Annotated in this window: 14 protein-coding genes, 1 tRNA gene and 2 pseudogenes; 7 read left to right on the top strand and 10 right to left on the bottom strand. The window is 68.7% G+C overall.

From position 1 onward, the window contains the following. Positions 1–342: 342 nt before the first annotated feature. The 3 genes from ACIQ7M_RS37560 to ACIQ7M_RS37550 all read right to left on the bottom strand — a co-directional run bounded on the left by ACIQ7M_RS37560 (position 343) and on the right by ACIQ7M_RS37550 (position 2474). Entirely contained in the window at positions 343–1026 is a 684-nt protein-coding gene (locus ACIQ7M_RS37560) for a hypothetical protein (protein WP_403652779.1), read from the bottom strand. Between the two features lie 175 nt (positions 1027–1201). After that, the gene (locus ACIQ7M_RS37555) at positions 1202–1594 is read right to left on the bottom strand and encodes a hypothetical protein (protein ID WP_403652776.1); all 393 of its coding nucleotides are present in this window, start codon (positions 1592–1594) and stop codon (positions 1202–1204) included. Positions 1595–1853: 259 nt separating this feature from the next. Further along, positions 1854–2474, bottom strand: coding sequence for a hypothetical protein (locus ACIQ7M_RS37550; protein ID WP_403652773.1), 621 nt, complete (start codon positions 2472–2474; stop codon positions 1854–1856). A gap of 193 nt (positions 2475–2667) precedes the next feature. On the opposite strand from ACIQ7M_RS37550, the gene ACIQ7M_RS37545 reads away from it, so the two are divergent. From ACIQ7M_RS37545 to ACIQ7M_RS37535, 3 genes are all read left to right on the top strand, one after another. Continuing rightward, on the top strand, positions 2668–2913 hold the full coding sequence (locus ACIQ7M_RS37545) for a hypothetical protein (protein ID WP_403652770.1): 246 nt from the start codon (positions 2668–2670) through the stop codon (positions 2911–2913). Continuing rightward, positions 2869–2963 (top strand) — tRNA-OTHER (locus tag ACIQ7M_RS37540). The genes ACIQ7M_RS37545 and ACIQ7M_RS37540 overlap by 45 nt, the downstream gene beginning before the upstream one ends. 164 nt (positions 2964–3127) lie before the next feature. Further along, positions 3128–3565, top strand: a complete 438-nt coding sequence (locus tag ACIQ7M_RS37535) for a hypothetical protein (RefSeq protein WP_403652767.1) — start codon at positions 3128–3130, stop codon at positions 3563–3565. Positions 3566–4006: 441 nt separating this feature from the next. On the opposite strand, the pseudogene ACIQ7M_RS37530 reads toward ACIQ7M_RS37535, so the two are convergent. Next, a pseudogene (locus ACIQ7M_RS37530) lies at positions 4007–4954 on the bottom strand (IS481 family transposase). A gap of 206 nt (positions 4955–5160) precedes the next feature. Here ACIQ7M_RS37530 and ACIQ7M_RS37525 point away from each other — a divergent pair. Next, positions 5161–6081 carry an MBL fold metallo-hydrolase gene (locus ACIQ7M_RS37525; protein ID WP_403652764.1) on the top strand — a complete coding sequence of 307 codons (921 nt, stop codon included), beginning with the start codon at positions 5161–5163 and terminating at the stop codon, positions 6079–6081. A 502-nt stretch (positions 6082–6583) separates the two neighbouring features. On the opposite strand, the gene ACIQ7M_RS37520 is transcribed toward ACIQ7M_RS37525, so the two are convergent. From ACIQ7M_RS37520 to ACIQ7M_RS37505, 4 genes and pseudogenes are all read right to left on the bottom strand, one after another. After that, positions 6584–7387 carry a phosphotransferase gene (locus ACIQ7M_RS37520; RefSeq protein WP_403652761.1) on the bottom strand — a complete coding sequence of 268 codons (804 nt, stop codon included), beginning with the start codon at positions 7385–7387 and terminating at the stop codon, positions 6584–6586. Between the two features lie 338 nt (positions 7388–7725). Next, on the bottom strand, positions 7726–8286 hold the full coding sequence (locus ACIQ7M_RS37515; RefSeq protein WP_403652758.1) for a histidine phosphatase family protein: 561 nt from the start codon (positions 8284–8286) through the stop codon (positions 7726–7728). 22 nt (positions 8287–8308) lie between these two features. Then, positions 8309–9357: pseudogene (locus tag ACIQ7M_RS37510) on the bottom strand (IS630 family transposase). A gap of 200 nt (positions 9358–9557) precedes the next feature. Continuing rightward, positions 9558–10391, bottom strand: a complete 834-nt coding sequence (locus ACIQ7M_RS37505) for a hypothetical protein (protein ID WP_403652756.1) — start codon at positions 10389–10391, stop codon at positions 9558–9560. Between ACIQ7M_RS37505 and ACIQ7M_RS37500 the strand changes: the two genes are divergently transcribed. Next, positions 10360–11184, top strand: a complete 825-nt coding sequence (locus ACIQ7M_RS37500; protein WP_355773175.1) for an SAM-dependent methyltransferase — start codon at positions 10360–10362, stop codon at positions 11182–11184. The genes ACIQ7M_RS37505 and ACIQ7M_RS37500 overlap by 32 nt on opposite strands. A gap of 151 nt (positions 11185–11335) precedes the next feature. On the opposite strand, the gene ACIQ7M_RS37495 is transcribed toward ACIQ7M_RS37500, so the two are convergent. Both ACIQ7M_RS37495 and ACIQ7M_RS37490 read right to left on the bottom strand, forming a co-directional pair. Then, entirely contained in the window at positions 11336–13102 is a 1767-nt protein-coding gene (locus tag ACIQ7M_RS37495) for an ATP-binding cassette domain-containing protein (protein WP_403652795.1), read from the bottom strand. Between the two features lie 185 nt (positions 13103–13287). Continuing rightward, entirely contained in the window at positions 13288–14169 is an 882-nt protein-coding gene (locus ACIQ7M_RS37490) for a phosphotransferase enzyme family protein (RefSeq protein WP_403652752.1), read from the bottom strand. 958 nt (positions 14170–15127) lie between these two features. On the opposite strand from ACIQ7M_RS37490, the gene ACIQ7M_RS37485 reads away from it, so the two are divergent. Both ACIQ7M_RS37485 and ACIQ7M_RS37480 read left to right on the top strand, forming a co-directional pair. Continuing rightward, complete coding sequence (locus tag ACIQ7M_RS37485; RefSeq protein WP_403652749.1) at positions 15128–15943, top strand: ABC transporter ATP-binding protein; 816 nt, start codon at positions 15128–15130, stop codon at positions 15941–15943. Beyond that, positions 15940–18435, top strand: a complete 2496-nt coding sequence (locus tag ACIQ7M_RS37480; RefSeq protein ID WP_403652746.1) for an ABC transporter permease — start codon at positions 15940–15942, stop codon at positions 18433–18435. The genes ACIQ7M_RS37485 and ACIQ7M_RS37480 overlap by 4 nt, the downstream gene beginning before the upstream one ends. Positions 18436–18508: the final 73 nt, after the last annotated feature.

Genomic DNA, 18508 nt, shown 5'->3' with positions numbered 1-18508 from the left:
GTCAGGCCACCCCCTTGCGCATACCTCATGCACTTGGCGTACCGCAGGGATCATGGACCGTCAGCCCCCACGACACCACGCTTTGAAGGTCAGTAACCGACGGCCGGGCTTCGTCGATGGCCAGGCGGTGACCTGCCAGCGCCGACCGCGCACCACCTCTGTCCCGTGCCGATGGCGGGTACACGCTTTCCAACTGTGGGGGTGGGGCTGTGGGCTGTGTACACGGGCGTTCACCTGCGTTCATCGGCGCCTGGGCTTCCGGTGGTCCTCAGGCCCCGGTCCTGTCTGAACGTCCGTGAACGGTGCTGAATGAGACGGAAACTGAGACGGCCGCACACGGTTCTAGGCAGCTTCCCAACTGAAGCGGCCCTCCAGGCGGTCGGGGCTGAGGTAGGCGAATCCGCTGCCGTACGCAAAGTTCAGAAAGTACGGTCCGTCGTCCTCCATCCCACCGAGGCAGAAGAAGAAGCGCCACGGTGCCTCCACCCCGGCCCAGTCCGGATAGGCAGGCTTGCCTCCCAGGTAGTCCCGGACATCGACCGTGCCGTCCTCTTCCAGGCTGCGCTCCACCGCCTCCGGGACGGCTGTGGTCCGGATCTGGAACTGGACGGACACCTGTTCCTCGTCGGGGCCAAACCGCCACAGGGAACGCCCCTTCGTCCCGGCCGGCCCGATGGCGGCGAACTCGGGAACCCGGCCACCGGGCTGGATGAGCAGGACAGCCTCGCCGTCTTCCGGGTCCGCCCCACCGGTCTCGTAGTCGTCGTAGGACAGGAAGAGGTACGCCATGCGCCGCTCCTCGCCCGGTTCCATGGGGACGGGAAACTGTCCGATGAAGTCCAGGGGCTCTGCGGTGGAGGGGTGCACCGGCCAGCAGGGCTTATCCAGCCACACGGGCTCACCGCCTAGTTTGGCGACGGGCTCGGTGATGGGTTCCGCGACAGGATGGAACGTCATCTCCAACCGAGGGTGGTACGCGGCGTCGTACGGGCCTTTGGCCTCCTCGACCGGACGTGGCGGCAGCATGCCCGGACTGTAGCCGTCGGCTTCGACAAACCGGGTCGGCAGCCCCACCCGCAGTCGAGGGCCCTCAGGCTTGGGAGCTGCGGGCCAAAGGTAGGTGTCTGGCCAGAGAACCGTAAGTGCACGTGCAGGCGGCAGCCTTCTGATCCGTAGCTCTAGCCAGTCCGGTCAACGACGGTCATTCCGGTCGCTCTGACGCCTCTGAGGGACGCCGATGGGCGGGGGCAGTCGCTGGGGTTGCGGTACCGCGCTGCTGTACGGCTTGCTTCGCTGCCAGATTCCGGGCGTGAGCTTCACGTCGCAGCCGCCGTTCGTAGTCGGCGATCTGACGGGCGACGGGGACGCCGGTGGAAGTTTGGATCAACCGCTCGTTTTCACGATCCACCAGAAAAGGACCGTTGCCTCCCAATCGAGGGCGCTGTCCCTGACCGTCCCAGACGGCTCCCCAGTAGAAGATCCACCCGAACGGCAAGGCCACCACGCGCAGGATCTGAAGGTCGTACTCGACGCAGCCCCGTGCGCCGTCGATCTCGGCAAGCACCAGTCGGCGCGCGTCCTCCTCGGTCAGCATCGCCCGATGATGACATGGCGCCTTTTACGCGCCAGGACGTTTCACGCCTGGCGCGTACACCCGCTTTAGGAGCGAGGTGGGTCTATTACGGGCCCGAGCTGCGGGTTCCATGGCATGGTGCAGTGCGGCCCGACTGCCCGTTCCGTGCTCTGATTCCCCGTGAGTCCCCGTCCGTTCTGGCACGAGAGTGGCACGGCCTGGGGCGGTGTCTTTGATGTCCTGTTGGCTTCGGACGACCGAGGAACCTTCGTGTCTGGCCCTAGCACGGCTGCGGCGGACCGATGACGGTCTGGCCGGTCTGTTCGGCCAGCCATGACGCTTGGCGTTCCTCGTATTCGTCGCCGTTTCCGCGGCGGACGTGCACGAGGACAGTGTGCCCGTCGATGCGCTCGTCCAGTTCACGGGTGGCGGCGTTGAACAGCACAGATACCTCGGCGTGATTGAACTCCGCGTGCAGGCCACGTTCCGGGACCTCCGGCCATCCCAGACAGGACCAGCGGATCTCTGCCACATGCCTGCTGGCCACGGTCGTGAAGGTGTTCTCAATGCTTCCTACCGGCTGATCCAGCATCGATGCCCAGAGCGGAAGATGCGCCGACAAGAAGGCGGGATTGGTGGAGAGCTGGGGCGCGTGGACTCCGACGTGCAATCCAGTCGGGTCGCTCGGATCACGGACCCAGTCCGCGGTGTCCTCTTTCCTGAACCAAGCATCGGGCAGCGCTCTCCACGCGTGCAGTACGTCCCCGACCGTCCGGAGTTCGACGGCCACCGAAACACATGCGTCCTGCTGATCACCCACTTCGAGTAGCTGACGCGCCACTCGGAGCGCCGATGCGGGATCCTCGGTGCGGAAGATGGGATAAGCAACGTCGACGGACATCTGCGCACCCTGCCACACCTCTCCCCGATCGCGTATAGAGCCGCCCCTCGATGCGAACTATGGGCGGGACAACTGCTGAGGTCTGCTCGGCTGGTCAGACGGTCACGCGGAACTGTTGACGGTTGGGTCCGGTCGCGATGGTTGCTGTACCTCGCTGCTGTACGGCAGAGAGGGCGTGAGATACAACTGCGCCATGACGACTCAACCGACACGGGCGATGTGGTGGTCCGAGGTGGCGGTCTTGCTTGCCGTGACCGGCGCGACCCTCGTGGCGATCGCGTTCCTGGTGTCGTTGGCAAACAGAGGCGGCGACGTGACCTTCGACGGCGTGCTGTCAATTCTGTCGACCGCGCTGTCCATCGGCGTCGGCAGGTTCGTGAGTGTTCGGTTCAGGGCGTGGGGGCTGCGTCGGCAAGCCGTGTCCTGTACACGGTCTTGAAAACCGTCGTGGCGCGAGTCACCGTGGGTTCAAATCCCACACCCACCGCAGGTGAACGGCTCCTGACCAGCTAAAACGGTCAGGGGCCGTTCTTGTGGGCATTGTCCGCTGGTAACCGTGGCTCCCCGCTGGTTGCCGACAGAACGGGCACGGGAGGGGCACGGCGTCGGGGCTCCTGCTCGGGGGCGGTCGATCGTGCCGCATGATGGCCGGCATGTCACTGACCTTTGGCCCGGACCGGCAGACCCGCGAGTTCCAGTGTGACTGCTGCCAAGCTCCGATCGAACGGGTGTGGAGCTTCGTCCACGCTGACGGTGCCGCGTACGCCGTGTACTTCGCGAACTGCTACCACCACAAGGACAAGGATCACGATGCGTGGATAGACGTGATCTTCGGGACCTGGGGAGCTGGAGCTGAACAGTGGGGCGATCACGTTTCGTTCGCCTGCCGCGTCGGTCCCGTGGCTGGGCAGAACACGCCGGCTTCGACCCTGGTGACTGCCGGGCTCGCGCACCCCGACGGTCCTCTGTTCGGCACCAAGCTCGATCGTGAGGCTGCTCTCCAGCACCCGAGGTTGTCAGAGTTCTGGAAGGTGTCCGACTTCATCTTGGAACACGACCCGCTAGTACGCGGCCACATCTACGGACACTGATTCACGAAGGCCAGCGGGCGCATGGTCGGCACGACGGTCTGCGGTCGACGACGCTGAGAGGTTGGCTCCGAGACTTTGGGCGGGAGCTGCCATGGGGCGAGTGATCATGGCCCCTTAAGCTTCCGGCGAGTCGGGCAGTCTGTGGACCTGCCCGTTAAAGCACGACGTTGGGGCCATGATCTTCGAGGCTCGCCCCATGGTGGCTGCCCAAAGTCTCGGAGCCGACCGGCCCATCAGCGGGTTTACGGGAGCTTCCTTACGCCTCGGCCTTCTCTCGTGGCGCGCGTTGGCGCAGCCCGCCGGAGCGGGCCGAAGGCAGGAGCGGCGGCGGAGCGGAGCCAGGAGCGCGCCCGGCGGAGCGGAGCGCAGCCGGGGCTTGAACCCGTAAAGAAGGTTGTTACTCAATGGCTGACAGAGCCTTGTGCAACCGACGATGATCGTTTACGCCTGGGGTGCGGTCTTCTGCTTGAGGCGTTCGCAAGGGGTCTGGCCGCCGAGGCCGCCGTGGGGGCGATGGTAGTTGTAGTAGTCCTCCCACTCGCGCAGCTTGTCGTTGAAGACCTCGGCATCGTCGATGACGACGCCCTCCAGGAGCCGGTAGAACTCCTCGCCGTCGATCCGGTGAGAGCGTTCGACCTTTCCGTTCAGCCGCGGTGTGCGGGGCTTGATGTAGGCGTGGCCGATACCTTTGTCGAGCACGTGGAAGTGGAAGGCGGACTGGAACTCGGCTCCGTTGTCCGTCTGGATCACCTCCACCTGGAACGGCAGCCTCTGCAGGACGTAGTCGACGAACTGGATAGCGGTGGCCTGGTTGAGCGTCGGATAGATCTTCAGGACCCGCAGCCGGGTGCAGTCGTCGATCGCCGTGAACTGGTAGTACTTGTTGCGGCCGCCGCGCCGGCCCTGAGGCATGGAGGCGAGCGGTTCGATGAACTTCACATCGATCTGCACGCGGTGGCCGGGCAGCTGCTTCTCGTACCGCTTCCATCTGCGGTCGTGGCGCTTGTAGCGCTGGGAGGCCGGCAGGCGGCCCATGTCCAGGCGCTTGAGGATCCGCCACACGCCCGACTTGCTGATCGTGACGTCGTGGTACCGCTTGAGGTACATGGCGATCTTCTCGGGCCCGAAGTGGTAGTTCTGCCGGAGATAGATGATCTTCCCGACGACCTCCACGTGCGTGGCGTGCGGGCTGTGCTTGGGCGCCTTCGAGCGAGTGCGCAGCCCCTCGACGCCCTCGGCCTGCTATCGGCGATACCAGATGTAGTACGCCTGCCGGCTGATGCCGAAGTACCGGCAGCTCATGGCGACGTTGCCGGTGACCTCTTCGACATGGCGTATGACGGCCAGGCGTCGCTTGGCCTCGCGATCGAGCGGGGGTGTCTTCGACATGTGGATCTCCTAGTGATCAGAGACCCAGGTGTCAACGATGATCGGCAGTTTTAGAAGCTGGGGCTTCGGGGCTTTGTCTTGTCTCGGTTGATGCCTTCACCGGATGCTTGACACCGCTTCCCTCGGCTTGACCGTTCGATCGTTTGTGAGCGGGCACACTGGGTCCAGAGCTGGCACTGCGATACCTGGGGTCCGAAGATGCTCGCATGAAGGTGCCGATCGGCCGGCCGAGTTTGCGGCCCTATCTGCCTTACCAGCAGCGCACTGCAGCGCACCATGAGGGGCTGAGCGCTCACTTCCTGGGCACCAGTTCAGTACTGCTGTCGGACGGGCAGACCTCCGTGCTCAGCGACGGGTTCGTCACCCGCCCGGGAATGATGCGCGTGGGCATGGGCAAGATCGCCCCGAATCGCGCGCTGGTCCGGGCCGCCATCGAGCGGCTTCGGGTGGACGACCTCGCCGCCGTGGTGTGCGCCCATTCCCACTACGACCACGCCCTCGACGCACCGGTCTGGGCGCTGGAGACCGGCGCCGACCTGGTCGGGTCGGAGTCCACCGCCAACATTGGGCGCGGCCTGGAGGTCTCCGAGTCGTCCTTGAGGGTGGTGGGCGATGGCGACACCGTGACCTACGGCAGTTTCACGCTGACCTTCCTGGACTCCGTGCACAGCCCGGGTGACCACTACCCCGGTACCGTTGACCAGCCTTTGATCCCGCCGGCTCGCGCCGGTGCCTGGAAGACCGGCACCGCCTACTCCGTGCTCGTCACCCACCCCTACGGCCGCGTGCTGTTGCACGCCAGCGCCAACTACCGGCTCGGTGCGCTGCGCGGTCATCACGCCGACGTCGTATACCTGGGCGTCGGCATGCTGGGGAAGCAGCCCGCCGAGTTCCTTCGGACCTACTGGGATGAGGTGGTGGCCGCGACCGGGGCCAGGCGGGTCATCCTGGTGCACTGGGACGACTTCTTCTTGGGCCTGGACCGGCCACTGCGCCCCATGCCCTACCTGTTCGACGACCTCGACACCACCATGAGCCGACTGATGCCCTTGGCGCGCCGTGACGGCGTCGACGTTGTCCTGCCCGTCTCCTGGCAGCCCAGTGCCCCCCTCGCCGGTCTTGCGTGAACTCGGCTGCGTAACCCCCCTGAAATCGGCGCAGCAGATCGATTGCCCGGCCAACGCTGCGAGACGAGCCACTGGGAACCGACAAGCATCAACTGGCATAGGGCTCGGACCGAGGGCGAAGCGCAAGTAACACTCCCAATGGCGTGACGGCCAAGGGGAGATGGGCTCCCCGAGCCCGTCGCCCCTGTTGTCAGTGGTCGGTGCGACGATCTCCGAAGCTTCGGCGAGTTCGGCTACCTCAGCGATCACCTGGTCCAGGGCGTCGACGGCGAGTGTTCGAAAGTCGGCAGGGAGGTTCGGCAACGGCTCCGACGGGCCGTGGACCGAACACGCGGACTGTGGGACGGGGCTCCGGACGGGCCGAGGTGGCGCCAAGGCATCGCCCGCCTCCGCGACACCCTCGACCCTCCGATTCCATCGCAGGAGGAAACCCTCTTCGACATCCAACCGGTGACCGACCGTCCGGAGTGTCCGACCCCGGACTCGGTGCCGGGGCCGCTGTTCAGTCCGCCAGTTCCCACAACAGCCGGTAGTACGTGATCCGTTCCCGGTCCGGCTCGATCCCGTAGGCATCGAGCAGGGGCTCTTCCCATCCCGGACCGTAGTTCCACCGCGTACTCCATGTGGCGACCGCGAGGTCGGCCCAACGGTCCCCGAGGCCGAGGGCGCCGAGGTCGACGTGTCCGCCGCACGTACCGTCGGCGCAGACAAGGGTGTTGGGAGCGCAGGCGTCACCGTGACACACGACGAGCCGGTCGACGGGCGGAATGTCGGCGAGGGCGCCGAGTGCGCGCTCGACCGTGCCGAACCTTTGAATGTCTTGGTGCCAGTCCGCCGTGTGTATCCGGCCCGCCGCCGCTCGCGACCGCGCGCGCTCCAGTCGCCTTTCGGCGGACCAGTCGAACGGGCAGTCCGCGACGGGCAGGGTGTCGTGGAGAGCCCGTAGCCCCGAGCCGATCGCGCGTACGGCGGTACCGGTGTCGTGCTTCCAGCGATCGTCCACCGCCATCCACCCGGCCAGGCCCTGGGTGATGATCCAAGACCCCGAGGCGTCGGCACCCTCACCAAGTACCCGCGGCACCAGGGTGAACCGCGCCGCCCACCGCAGGCGTGCCACCTCGGCCGCGAGATCGACTCCGCTGTCGGCCGGTGTCCACTTCACGAACCGCCGCGTATCACCCGAGCCGACTTGGAACGTCAGCCCGCCGAGCCTGTTCTGCCATACGGCCCGCACAGGCCGCCCCTCCGCGTGCTCGGTGACGATGCGTGGAGGGTCGACATGTCCTCTGGGCGCGCCGGCTGTCATCCGCCCAGTCTTGCCAGAGCGGCCGCCGGAAAGCGAACTCATTGATCTCGCCGCGGCCCAGACGGCATTCCAGCAGGCCGCCACGAAATCGGACATGCAGCGCAGCACCGGAAACATGAGCCTCAGTGTCATCGACGACTCATGGGACTACGCGTGCAAGGCGTAATGCCTGGTGAGCCGACGAGCTGGAATCCGAGCGACGCCGAGCCGCCGCGGCTCGGGCTTTCGTCGAACGCACCGGCGCCGGCACCTTGCTCGGCCCCTGCCCGCCACTGGGCTCGATCGCATACCCGGGCTGAGGAGCCGGCGCCGGTGGCCAGTGCCGTGACTCAGAAGGTTCACCGGGTTGGGGCAGGCCAGTCGGCGGGAAGCGTATAGCGCCAGCCCGGGCGCCACGCAGGTGGGGCTTCGAGCAGGTCATCCAGTGATGCTCCGGTGAGCAGACAGTCCAGAGCCCATCGGTTGGCCGAGTGGGCGATCAGCAGGATCCGGCAGCCGTCCCAGTCAGTGGCCAGGTCATGGAGGAATGCGTCGGTGGCCGCCAGGACCTGGCGGTAGCTCTGTCCGCCTGGGAAGGGGTCGTCGATCCGGCGGGCCCGTTGGGCGGCGATGAGGTTGGCGGATGTTCCGTTGAGGTCGCCGTAGTTGCACTCGCGTAGTCGGATGTCCTGATGGATCGCGGGCTTGCCGCCGGGGAACGCGATCCGGGCGGTTTCCACGGCGCGGTGAAGGTCGGAGGTGAACACGGTCGCGAGCGCGTCGTCGCGTCGGCGCTCGCCCAGTTCCCCGGCCTGGCGGCGGCCCAGTTCCGAGAGCCGGCCCGGGAGCCAGCCGGTAGCGATGCCCGCCTGGTTGTCGGTGGTGGTGGCGTGAGTCTCGTAGATGATCTCTACTGCCATCGGAGTGTCTCTTCTCGTTGGGTCAGGCCGCTTCGGCGAGTGGGCGGCCTCCCCAGCGGATACCCCTCTCGCTTCGGATGCGGGTCCGCTCGCGGCGCTGGGCTGGCGGCTCGTCGGGGTGACGGGCATTCATATTGCGCCAACGCAGATAGGACTGCAGGGCCCGGGTCTGCACGATGTGGTTGCGGTGGTCGGAGTTCGTGGTGGTCGGAGTTGGTGCTGGTGAACTGCCGCAGCGGCCCGAAGTGCGCCTCGATCAGGTTAGCCCAGGACGCGTAGGTGGGCGTGAAGCACAGCTCGACGCGGTTCTTCTTCGCCCAGCGACGGATCGTCTCACCCTTGGTGGGCAGACAGGTTGTCCAGGATGACGTAGACGGGGGCGCCGTCCGGGCGGGCGGTTCGGATCGACCTGAGCGCGGTCGGCGTGTTCGCGGCACCCTGCTTCCGGCGGTTGATGCCCCAGAGCGTGTCGTCGCGGATCGGGTAGCACCCGTGGAAGTACCTGACGCCGTGGGTGCGATGGTAGGTCGCAGGGTGCCCGCCCGGGGTGGCCGGCGGGGGCCCAGCCCGCACCGCCGGTGGGGCGGATGCCGAGCGGGCCGAACTCGTCGAACGCGAAGACCCGGTCCGGGAAGCGCTCCAGGACATGCTCGATTCGGTCCAGCTTCGCCTCACGGTCGGGGTCCGGGGACTCCTTCCACCTCTTGGTCCGCTGGAAGGTGATGCCGCGGCGGGCCGGCAGGCGGCGTGATGCCTCGCGGCCGATGCGGATGACCCTGTGCCATGGAATTTCCGCAGGGAGGCGGCGAGTCTGCGAATGGACCAGCGGGTGAAGGGCTGGCCAAGCTTGGTCGGGCGGGTGGTGGACGTCTGGAGGACGAAGTCCTCGTCGTTGGTACTGAGAAGGCGGGGACGGCCTCCCGCCCATCGAGGGTCCAGGCAGGCCAGGCCGATCTCATTGAACCGGTGGATCACATCCCGGACGGTGTCCTCGTCGGCCTGCACCAGTTGGGCGATCACCGGGACCCGGTTCCCGCAACCGGGCAGGGCTGCCTGCGTGTCAGAGACCAGGGTGAGCCGTCAGATGGCCTTGGAGGAGGTGCAACCGTAGAGGCGGCGGACAGGCTGGAAGCAGTGTCCTCGCGAGACTGGAGAGCACGCGCAAACGGCTATCTCGTGAATGATGGAGGGCGCATCCCCTTGCCGATTCGTGAGGCTTACGAGGCGACGGGAGTGAAGAGCTCTCCCAGAAGCATGGGGAACCGGGCCGCTCAGGTTCGCGGACGGGAGCGGAGGTAGCCGGGCAAGTGGCGGTCGCAGCAAGCCCACTTGGTGCCGGACTTGTCGGTGACGGCGTACTTGGGCTCGTCGGTGCAGGGGTTGTCCTTGCTGCCGCCCCAAGTGCAACGCCGTCGGCTTGCGTCACCGGTGAAGAACTCGGGGTCGTGATCGCGGATCTCGACTGCGGTGGGGCGCTGGCCGGTGAGGCTCCCGACGGCGAGAACCTCCTTGGCGCCGAAGGCGCGGCTCACACCGGAAGGGGTGAGGCCGACGGCCTGGCCGAGGGTCTCCAGTGTGTGTGGGCGCGGAGTGACGTAGACCCGGCCGTAGGCCAGGAGCAGGCGCATCTGTTCATCGGCGACCCGCTTGATCTCGGCGAGTTCCTCGAGAGCGACGAGGAGCGGATCGTGGTCCGGTCCGTGTTCCTTCTCTGCGGCTCGAAGCTTCTCGAAGAAGGCCGCTTGGGACTTACCTCTGGCGTCCAACGCGGCGTGACGCGCTGCCACAGGGGCCTGTTCGTCCTCGGGGAGGCCCGGCCGCGGCCAGCGAATGGCGAAGATGTCTTCCAGCGATTCCTGTGAAGTCATGCTTGAAGGATGCGCGAGATTTTGAATGAGTACAAGCGAGTTGCTGAAGTCGAGCGTGAGATGCTCAGCCGTCCCTCGCGACCGGAAGCTATGGCGTAGTTCCCCGCGCAGGCTGGCCGCCGGGTTGAACGAAGAAGCAGGACTTGGCAGTTCGATGGTCCAAAGTGCTGGGCAGCGCGTTCTCTCGCGGGGGAGGATGGTCGTCATGACGAGCGAAGGCACCTCGATCGACGCCACCAGGCCCAGCATTGCGCGTGTGTACGACTATTTGCTGGGGGGCAAGGACAACTACGCCGTGGACCGGGAGATCGGTGACGTGTTCAAGCGTGATCTTCCCGGCTCGGTGGCGATCGCCTTCGCCAACCGGTCCGCGTTGACCCGGGCGGTCGCGGAGATCGCCACGACCACCGAGGTGACCCAGTTCATCGACCTGGGCAGCGGTCTGCCGACCGCCGACAACGTGCACCAGGTCGCGCAGCGCCATACCCCGGAGTCCCGCGTGGTGTACGTCGACATCGATCCCCAAGTGCTCGTCCACGGACGGGCCTTGCTGGAGGAGAACGACCGGACCCGGGTCATCGAAGCGGACGTCCGTGACCCAGAAGCCGTCTACAACCACCCCGAAACCCGGGAAATGATCGACTTCGACCGCCCAGTGGCCGTCGTGTTCAGTGCCATCCTCCATCACGTCAACGACGAGGAGGACCCTGCCGGGATCGTCCGCTACTGGCGTGACCGCGTGCCCTCCGGAAGCTACTTCTTCGTCAGCCACTTCCGGTCCGGCAACAACCCGGAGACGGCCGAGGCGGAGAAGGTCCTCCAGCAGACGTTCGGTCGTGGCCGCTGGCGTACCGACGAGGAGATCGCGTCCCTGCTGGACGGTCTGGAGATCCTCGACCCCGGAGTCGTAGCCGCCTCGCTGTGGCGACCCGCGGCGGTGGACGAAGACAACCCGTGGAACGACGGCGGCGCAAGGGAACTCACCGTCTGGGAACACCTCATCGCCGCGGGGATGGCCCGGAAGGCCTGACGGCAACCGACGCTCCGTGCGCAGGTGTTGTGTGTGAGGTGGTGTCCGTGCCAGGTGCTCTACAGCCTCGGCACCACCGACTGCTCCAACTCCCCACCGCTGTCAGGGGCGGGGCCGCGTCCGACACGGCCCCGCCGGGGTGGATGAGGGGTCAGCGGTCCTGGGCGAGTGCGTAGAGCTCGCCCAAGAGGCTTCCCTCCGTGGTGACGAGGGTGTCGAAGGTGCCCTCCTCGCGGACGCGTCCTCGGTCGAGGACGATGACGCGGTCGGCCATCCTCACGTTGTCCAAGCGGTGTGTGACGACCACGGTGATCCGGTCCGGGGCCATCTCGCGGAGCTTGCGGAAGATCAGGTGCTCGCCGCGGGCGTCCATCTCGCTGGTCGGCTCGTCGAGGACGAGCACGGCCGGCTCGCGGTACATCGCCCGGGCGCAGGCCAGGCGTTGCCATTGGCCACCGGACAACTCGTGCCCGCCCCATACCGAGCGGGCCAGCAGGGTGTCGAGCTGGTCCGGGAGCCCTTGAAGGACCTTGGCCATCCCCACGCGTTCCGCGGCGTCCCAGACGCGTTCGTCGCCGTGCTCACGGGGCTGGCCCAGGGTGATGTTCTCCCGGGCGCGCAGCGGCCAGTGTCCGTTCTTCTGGGGGACGAGGCCGACGTGCCGCCAGACGGACTCGGCGTCGGCGGCGGCGAGATCGGTGTCGTCCCACCGGACGGTTCCGCCGGTCGGCATGGTCAGCCCGGTGAGCAGGCGGATGAGGGTCGACTTGCCGGCGCCGTTCTCGCCGACCAGCGCGACGACCTCGCCGCGGTTGAGGGTGAGGGTGATCGGGTGCAGGGCGGGGGCGTCCTTGTTGGGGTAGGTGAACTCCGCGTCGCACAGGCGGATCTGCCGCGGCGCCTCGGCCCGGGTGGTGCCGCGGGCGGTGGTCATGGAGCGGACTTCGTCGATGAACGTGTAGTAGTCGCTGAGGTAGAGGCCGTGGTGGAACATCACCGCGCCGTACCGCACGATCGAGTTGAGGGCGCGGCCGGCCGTCTGGGAGGCGACGACAGCGGTGCCGGCGATCGCCGTCGACATCGCTCCCGAGATGGCGAGCGCCGCCAAGGAGGCCCACATGCCGAGCGTGAACAGGCCCGCCAAGGAGGCCGCCAGGAGCGTCACCAGCAAGTACGGTCGGGCTCCCTGCAGTTCGCGTCCCTCGACCCGGTCACACATCGCCCGGTACCAGGAGTGCAGGTAGGGGCGCATCGTGTTGGCGCGCAGTTCGTCGGCGAGCTCCGAGGTCGTGAGCCACCAGCGCATCATGCCGCGCACGTTGCGGGCGGACAGGGTGCGGTCATGGACGCGGTAGTCGATGCGCGCGGCGATGACTCCGCCCAGGCCCCTGGGGACGACCGACAGCAGCAACACGCCCAGGAGCAGAGGGTGGAGGGACGTGAGGACGGTCGCGGCGGACACCAGTTGGACGAAGCCGTTGGTGAGCGTCTTGGCGTCGTCGGCGAGGTCGACCGCGCGCAGCGCCCCGATCTCCGCGGCCTGGCTCCGGTCGGTGAACCCTTCCGTGTCGTACGCCGAGAGCTCGGCCCTCATGTGGAGGTCGACCAGGGTGAGATCGGCGGCCGAGGCGATCTTCGGATTGAGGCGGCGGGTCGCCCAGTCGGCGAGGATCCACATACCCGCGCCCATGGCCATCGCGATGACCGCGACGGTCAGGGCCGGCCAGGCCTGCCGGAGCCCGGTGCGGGCGTCGGCGGTGGCGAGGTGGGGCAGCGCCCTGGAGACCGCGGTGAGCATGACGGCGGTGCCGAGGCCGGACAGCAGCTGGCACAGGAGGATCGTGAGCGTCATACGTCGGTCGACGGACCAGGCCAGCCGGGCCGACTGGGCGAGCGCCATCGGGATACGGCGGGCCATCTCCCACAAGGTGGCGTCGTCCATGGCCCGGCGGTGCTTGCGCCCGTTGTAGTCCAGCTCGGGGGGAGCCGAGGGCTGAGGGTCTGCCGAACGGGCGCCGGGAACGGCCGCCGTGCTGTCCCCTGCGGCGGACACTGTCTGTGGCACGGCGGCCGTCGGCGGCCTGCCGGTGCTGCGGAGTCGCTTCACGCGAACACCCCCGTCATCAGCCGGTGAAGGGTGCGCCGCCCGCGTGCGGCGAGGCATGGATCGTCGTGCTCCTCGCCCTGGTTGAGGGCGCTTACCGCGTCGACGGCGGCCAGACACTTCAGCACATGGAGCTCCGGTGGTGTCAGCTCACGTCCGTACCCGCTCAGGCAGGCGGTGCGCAGCCGTGGTCTGTCGGCCCACACACCGCAGGCCGGCGCGACGAACTCCTGCACCACGGGGGCGAATCGGGACCGATCGAAGTCGACCCAGGCCACGCGCTCCGACCAGAGCAGGTTCCTCGGCCAGGCGTCGCCGTGGATGAATCCGAGCGGCAACGGCCCCACCCAGCGGAGCTGTTCGGTCAGGGTGCGTACGAGCGTGCGCTCCGCCTCCGTCAGCCGATCCCCGGCATCTTCCAGGCGTCTCTCCACGTCGTGTGTCGCCGCGCGCAGGGCTCCTTCGGCCTCGATGCGCCAGCGGCCCCTCAGGTCGCCGGCCGCGTGCAGCCGGGCCAGGAGCAGACCGCCCTGGCGGTGTGCCTCGTACTCCTCGGCCGCAGTGAGCGTGAGCTCCTGCACCGGGCGGCCGGGCACGGCGGTCGTCAGTAGCGTCAAGTGCTCGGCGCTGGAGGCCCGTAGCTGGGGCGCTCGGCCGGCTCCCAGCGCGGGCACCGCGTGCCGCAGGGCGAACGTCTCCCGCTCGTACGTCCGCGCCGTGCGGGAGACCTTCAGGTAGAACCGGCAGCCGTTGCCGCGTACGAGCTCCCACACCCGGGAGGTCCGCCGCGGGTGGGAGGCGTCCCGGACCTCGGCGACGGCCCCGATCTCCCGCTCGGCCCAGCCGCGCAGCGCCGTGGGAAGTGCCTTCGCGTCGCTCATGCCCCCCACCTCGGTGACGGTCGTGATGCCGATGCGAACGGGGCGCGGCGCGCGTCCGCCGGGCGCTGGAGCACCACGGGCTTGACGGACACAGCGGGAGGATTTTCGAACGAGGGGTGAGCGGCGGGAAGGGGACGTACGGGATTCACGGACTTCTCCTCGGTAGGGATCGAGTGGAGCACCCCGGACAACGCGGCTGGTCACGAGGCGGATACGGGGCGGACCGGGCGACGGTTCGAGCGCAGGTTCGAGATGGGGCGCGGCGGGCAGGCGCGGGTTGCGTCGATGCCCGTTCGATTCACTCGGCCAGGGGGCAGCGGCGAAGGCATGACCCGAACGGGGGATTGCGTGAGGGCGTCGAAAGCACCGGTCTCCTCAGTGGGTGTGGATGGGCAGAGGAACGGAACCCTGGGTCACGCCACTGACAATCGGGTGGACGCGGTGCCGAGATCCGGACAATCCGATCGGCCCGTTCGGCGTCGGGCACCGGTCCGCGAGCCGACCGGATGGCCTGGGGCGGAGCCGGGAGGAAGGCTTCTCGAATCGGTCGGCGGATCCCCGGAGTTGAGCGGCCGGCGAGATGGCTTGAACTGCCCGGACCGTGCATGCGGCGTGGTCGGATTCCGGAGTGGCGGACGGGGGGCCGCCACTCCGGCGGCTAGTGTCGGGCCTTCTGCGCCGGTGCGGGCTGGACGGTGACGTGTGCGCTCCCGCGTCGGCCTCATCGTCTTCGTGCTTCGTGAAGAGTTCGGCCTCGTCGTCTCTGTGCCTCACGAAGAGTTCGGCCTTTCGTCTCCATGCTCCGCGAAGGGTTCGGCCTTGTCGTCTCCGCCCTCCGCGAGGAGTCCGGCCTCGGGTTAACCCCACCCTCGATCAGCCAGCAACCGTCATGGTCCGCGGTGACCGCGATGCGTAGCGTCGAGGTGTCGCTACGAGAAGATCATGAGAGGGCGGAACCTTGAGGCTGCGCGGGAACAAGCGGCGGACGACAGACGGCCCGGCGGCTGTCGGGGGCACGTCCGCCTTCGCCGTCGAACTGCGCGGCGTGCGGCGGCAGTACGGCCGCGGCAACGGCGCCGTGCACGCCCTCACCGGCGTCGACCTCGCCCTCGCGCGCGGCACCTTCACCGCCGTCATGGGCCCCTCCGGCTCCGGCAAGTCCACGTTCCTGCAATGCGCGGCCGGGCTCGACCGGCCGTCGGCCGGCTCCGTACGCCTCGGCGGTACGGAGATCACCGGAATGCGGGAGAACCAGCTCACCGAGCTGCGCCGCAGCCGCCTCGGCTTCGTCTTCCAGGCCTTCAACCTGCTGCCGTCCCTCACCGTCGAGCAGAACGTGCTGCTCCCGATGCGGCTGGCCGGACAGCGCCGGGACCGCCGCCGCGCCGCCGAGGTCCTGGCGCGGGTCGGGCTCGCCGACAAGGCCGGACGCCGGCCCGGCGAACTCTCCGGCGGTCAGCAACAGCGCGTCGCCATCGCCCGCGCGCTGGTCACCAGCCCGGACGTGATCTTCGCCGACGAGCCCACCGGCGCCCTCGACACCAACACCGCGGCCGAGATCCTCGGTCTGCTCCGGCACGCGGTGGACGCCCTCGGCGCCACGGTCGTCATGGTCACCCACGACCCGGCCGCCGCCACCTGGGCCGACCGCGTGCTGTTCCTCGCGGACGGCGCCTTCGCCGGCGGCCTCGACCGCGGCTCGCCGGAGCAGATCGCGGCGCGGATGGCCGCCCTCACCTCCCCGACGGGCGCGATGGCGAGGGCCGCGGCGTGAAGAGCCTCGCCCCCAACGGGCTCGCCCGCGCGGCCGTTCGCTTCAAACCCGCCTCGTTCGCGGGCACGTTCGTCGCGCTGATGATGTCGGCCCTGATCGTCTGCGCCTGCGGCATCCTCCTGGAGACGGGAGCGCGTGCCTCGGTGCCGGCGGAGCGGTATGCGAAGTCCGCGGTCGTCGTCGCGGCAGACCAGTACGCCCACGTGGTCACGGGCAGTGGCGACAGCCGCTCGGACTCACCGGGACTGCTGCCGGACACCGCCCGCGTGGATGCCGCACTGACGCACAAGGCGGCCCGCGTGCCCCAAGTGAAGTCGGCCGTGCCGGACTTCACGTTCCCCGTGCGTGAGGGCGACGGAGCGCTGACCGGGCACGGCTGGGGATCGCATGCCTTCACCGATGCCGGGCTCGTCTCCGGGACCGCCCCCCGTACCGGCGAGGTCGTGCTCGACGAGGCGGCCGCGAGGGCGGTGAAGGCCGGCGTCGGCGACACTGTCTCCCTCGAAACCGCCACCGGGCGGGCCGAGTTCCGTATCTCCGGGCTGGCGGAGGCCGGATCCGGTGACGTGCCCAGGGGTGCCACGGGCTGGTTCTCCGACGCTCAGGCGCCGGCGCTCGCCGGGCACCCGGGCAAGGCCGACGCCATCGCCGTACTGGCGAAGCCCGGGGCGGACGCCGACGCCGTTGCCGACGGTGTGCAAAAGGCGCTCGCCGGTACCCGGGCCAAGGTGTACACCGGCGACGATCGCGGCGCCGTCGAAGAGCACGGGCTCGGCTACGCCAAGGAGACGCTCACCGGCCTCGGAGGGTCCTTCGGCGGGATCGCCGCCGTGGTCGCCGTCTTCACGGCGGCCGGCACGGTCGCTCTGTCCGTCGCCCAGCGCGCCCGGGAATTCGCGCTGCTGCGCGCCATCGGAGCCACCCCGCGGCAGATCCGCCGCGCGGTCGCCGCGGAGGCACTGCTCGTGGCGCCCCTCGCGGGGCTGGTCGGCTGTCTGCCCGGGGTCGGCCTCGCGCACTGGTGGTTCGGGCAGTTGAAGGACCGCGGAGCCATCCCCGAAGCCGTTGACCTGCACGTGTCCTTCATCCCGCTCGTCGTCGCCGTCTGCCTCGGCCTGCTGACCGCGCTCGTGGCCGGCTGGGCGGCCGGGCGCAGGCCCGCGAAGACCAAGCCGGGCCAGGCGCTCACCGACGCGTCGGTGGAGCGGCTGCGGCCCGGCGTGATCCGTACCGGACTGGGGATCGGAGCCCTCGTCGGCGGAGGGTTCCTCACCGGTCTCGCCGCCCGTTCGGCCGGGGACGACGCCGCCAACGCGGCCCTGGGCGTCGTCATGCTCTTCATGCTCGCCGTCGCCCTCCTCGGCCCTCTGGTGGCGCGGCTGTGTGCCACGCTGTTCGGGCTGGCGCTGCGCGACGGCAGCGCCGCGGCCTCACTCGCCGCCGCCAACTCCCGTACGAACGCACGACGGATGGCGTCCGCGATCACCCCGATCGTGCTGGCCATGGCGTTCGCGTCGACCCTCGTCTTCCTGCACACGAGCGAGAGTCACGTCGCCGCTCAGCAGTTGCGTGTCGGCGTCACCGCGGACCACGTCGTCACGGATCCGGTTGGACTGCCCGCCGACGCGGTCTCCCGGGCCGTCCGCTCGCCGGGCGTCGACGTGGCCGTCGGCCTGCTCGCGACGCAGGTACTCGTGCCCGTCGGCTCCGGCGGAGACCGATGGCTCGAAGGCGCGGCGACCCAGGGCATCTCCGGCTCCGGCGCGCAGCTCGCGAAGGTGCAGGACCTCGACGTACGCAGGGGCGACCTCGACCGGGTCGGCCGGGGCCGTATCGCCATCGACAGGACGCTCGCCACCTCGGCGAAGGTCGGGATCGGCGACAAACTGCCCCTCTACCTTCCCGACGGCACCAAGGTCAGCCCCGAAGTGGTCGCCGTCTACGGGCGCGGCCTCGGCCTGGCGGCGGTGACCATGGACCGGGCGTCGCTGGCCGCCCACGTCACGTCGGGCTTCGACGGCACACTGCTGGTGCGGGGCGGCGACGCCAGGGCCCTGGCGCCCCTGGGCAAGGTCACCGACGCCTCCGGCTACGCCGTCGAGCGGACCACCGACAGCGAACTCAACGCCTGGGCGAACTACACGATGGCCGCGGTCCTCGGCGGCTTCGCGGCCGTCGCCGCCGCCAACACGCTCGTGATGACAGTCCTCGACCGACGCCGGGAACTGGACATGCTCCGTCTGGTCGGCGCCACCCGCGTCCAGGTGATGCGGATGCTCCGCTGGGAGGGGCTGCTGGTGGCGACGGCGGGTGTGGTCCTGGGTACGAGCATCGCCGTCGCCACGCTGATCCCGATGACGCGCGGTCTGACGGGGGAGTCCCCGTACATACCCCCGCTCGTGTACGGGGCTTTCGCCGCGGCAGCGGTCGGTCTCGGCCTGCTTGCCGTCAGCCTTCCCGCACAAGCGGTACTGCGTGAGGGGCGAGCCTGAGATCGGTGGTCGGGCCGGGACTTCAGCCGGGCGCGTGAGGCTCGCCCTGCTCGCCAGGAGTGCCTGTGTAATG

It is taken from the genome of Streptomyces sp. NPDC096324 (assembly GCF_044763015.1).
Classification (GTDB): domain Bacteria; phylum Actinomycetota; class Actinomycetes; order Streptomycetales; family Streptomycetaceae; genus Streptomyces.
This window is presented reverse-complemented; position numbering and strand designations above follow the sequence as displayed.

Excerpts from the sequence above, each read along its gene's own strand:
- ACIQ7M_RS37560 (WP_403652779.1), bottom strand. The coding sequence starts at position 1,026 with ATGCTGCCGCCACGTCCGGTCGAGGAGGCCAAAGGCCCGTACGACGCC.
- ACIQ7M_RS37555 (WP_403652776.1), bottom strand. The coding sequence starts at position 1,594 with ATGCTGACCGAGGAGGACGCGCGCCGACTGGTGCTTGCCGAGATCGAC.
- ACIQ7M_RS37550 (WP_403652773.1), bottom strand. The coding sequence starts at position 2,474 with ATGTCCGTCGACGTTGCTTATCCCATCTTCCGCACCGAGGATCCCGCA.
- ACIQ7M_RS37545 (WP_403652770.1), top strand. The coding sequence starts at position 2,668 with ATGACGACTCAACCGACACGGGCGATGTGGTGGTCCGAGGTGGCGGTC.
- ACIQ7M_RS37535 (WP_403652767.1), top strand. The coding sequence starts at position 3,128 with ATGTCACTGACCTTTGGCCCGGACCGGCAGACCCGCGAGTTCCAGTGT.
- ACIQ7M_RS37525 (WP_403652764.1), top strand. The coding sequence starts at position 5,161 with ATGAAGGTGCCGATCGGCCGGCCGAGTTTGCGGCCCTATCTGCCTTAC.
- ACIQ7M_RS37520 (WP_403652761.1), bottom strand. The coding sequence starts at position 7,387 with ATGACAGCCGGCGCGCCCAGAGGACATGTCGACCCTCCACGCATCGTC.
- ACIQ7M_RS37515 (WP_403652758.1), bottom strand. The coding sequence starts at position 8,286 with ATGGCAGTAGAGATCATCTACGAGACTCACGCCACCACCACCGACAAC.
- ACIQ7M_RS37500 (WP_355773175.1), top strand. The coding sequence starts at position 10,360 with ATGACGAGCGAAGGCACCTCGATCGACGCCACCAGGCCCAGCATTGCG.
- ACIQ7M_RS37495 (WP_403652795.1), bottom strand. The coding sequence starts at position 13,102 with ATGGCCCGCCGTATCCCGATGGCGCTCGCCCAGTCGGCCCGGCTGGCC.
- ACIQ7M_RS37490 (WP_403652752.1), bottom strand. The coding sequence starts at position 14,169 with ATGAGCGACGCGAAGGCACTTCCCACGGCGCTGCGCGGCTGGGCCGAG.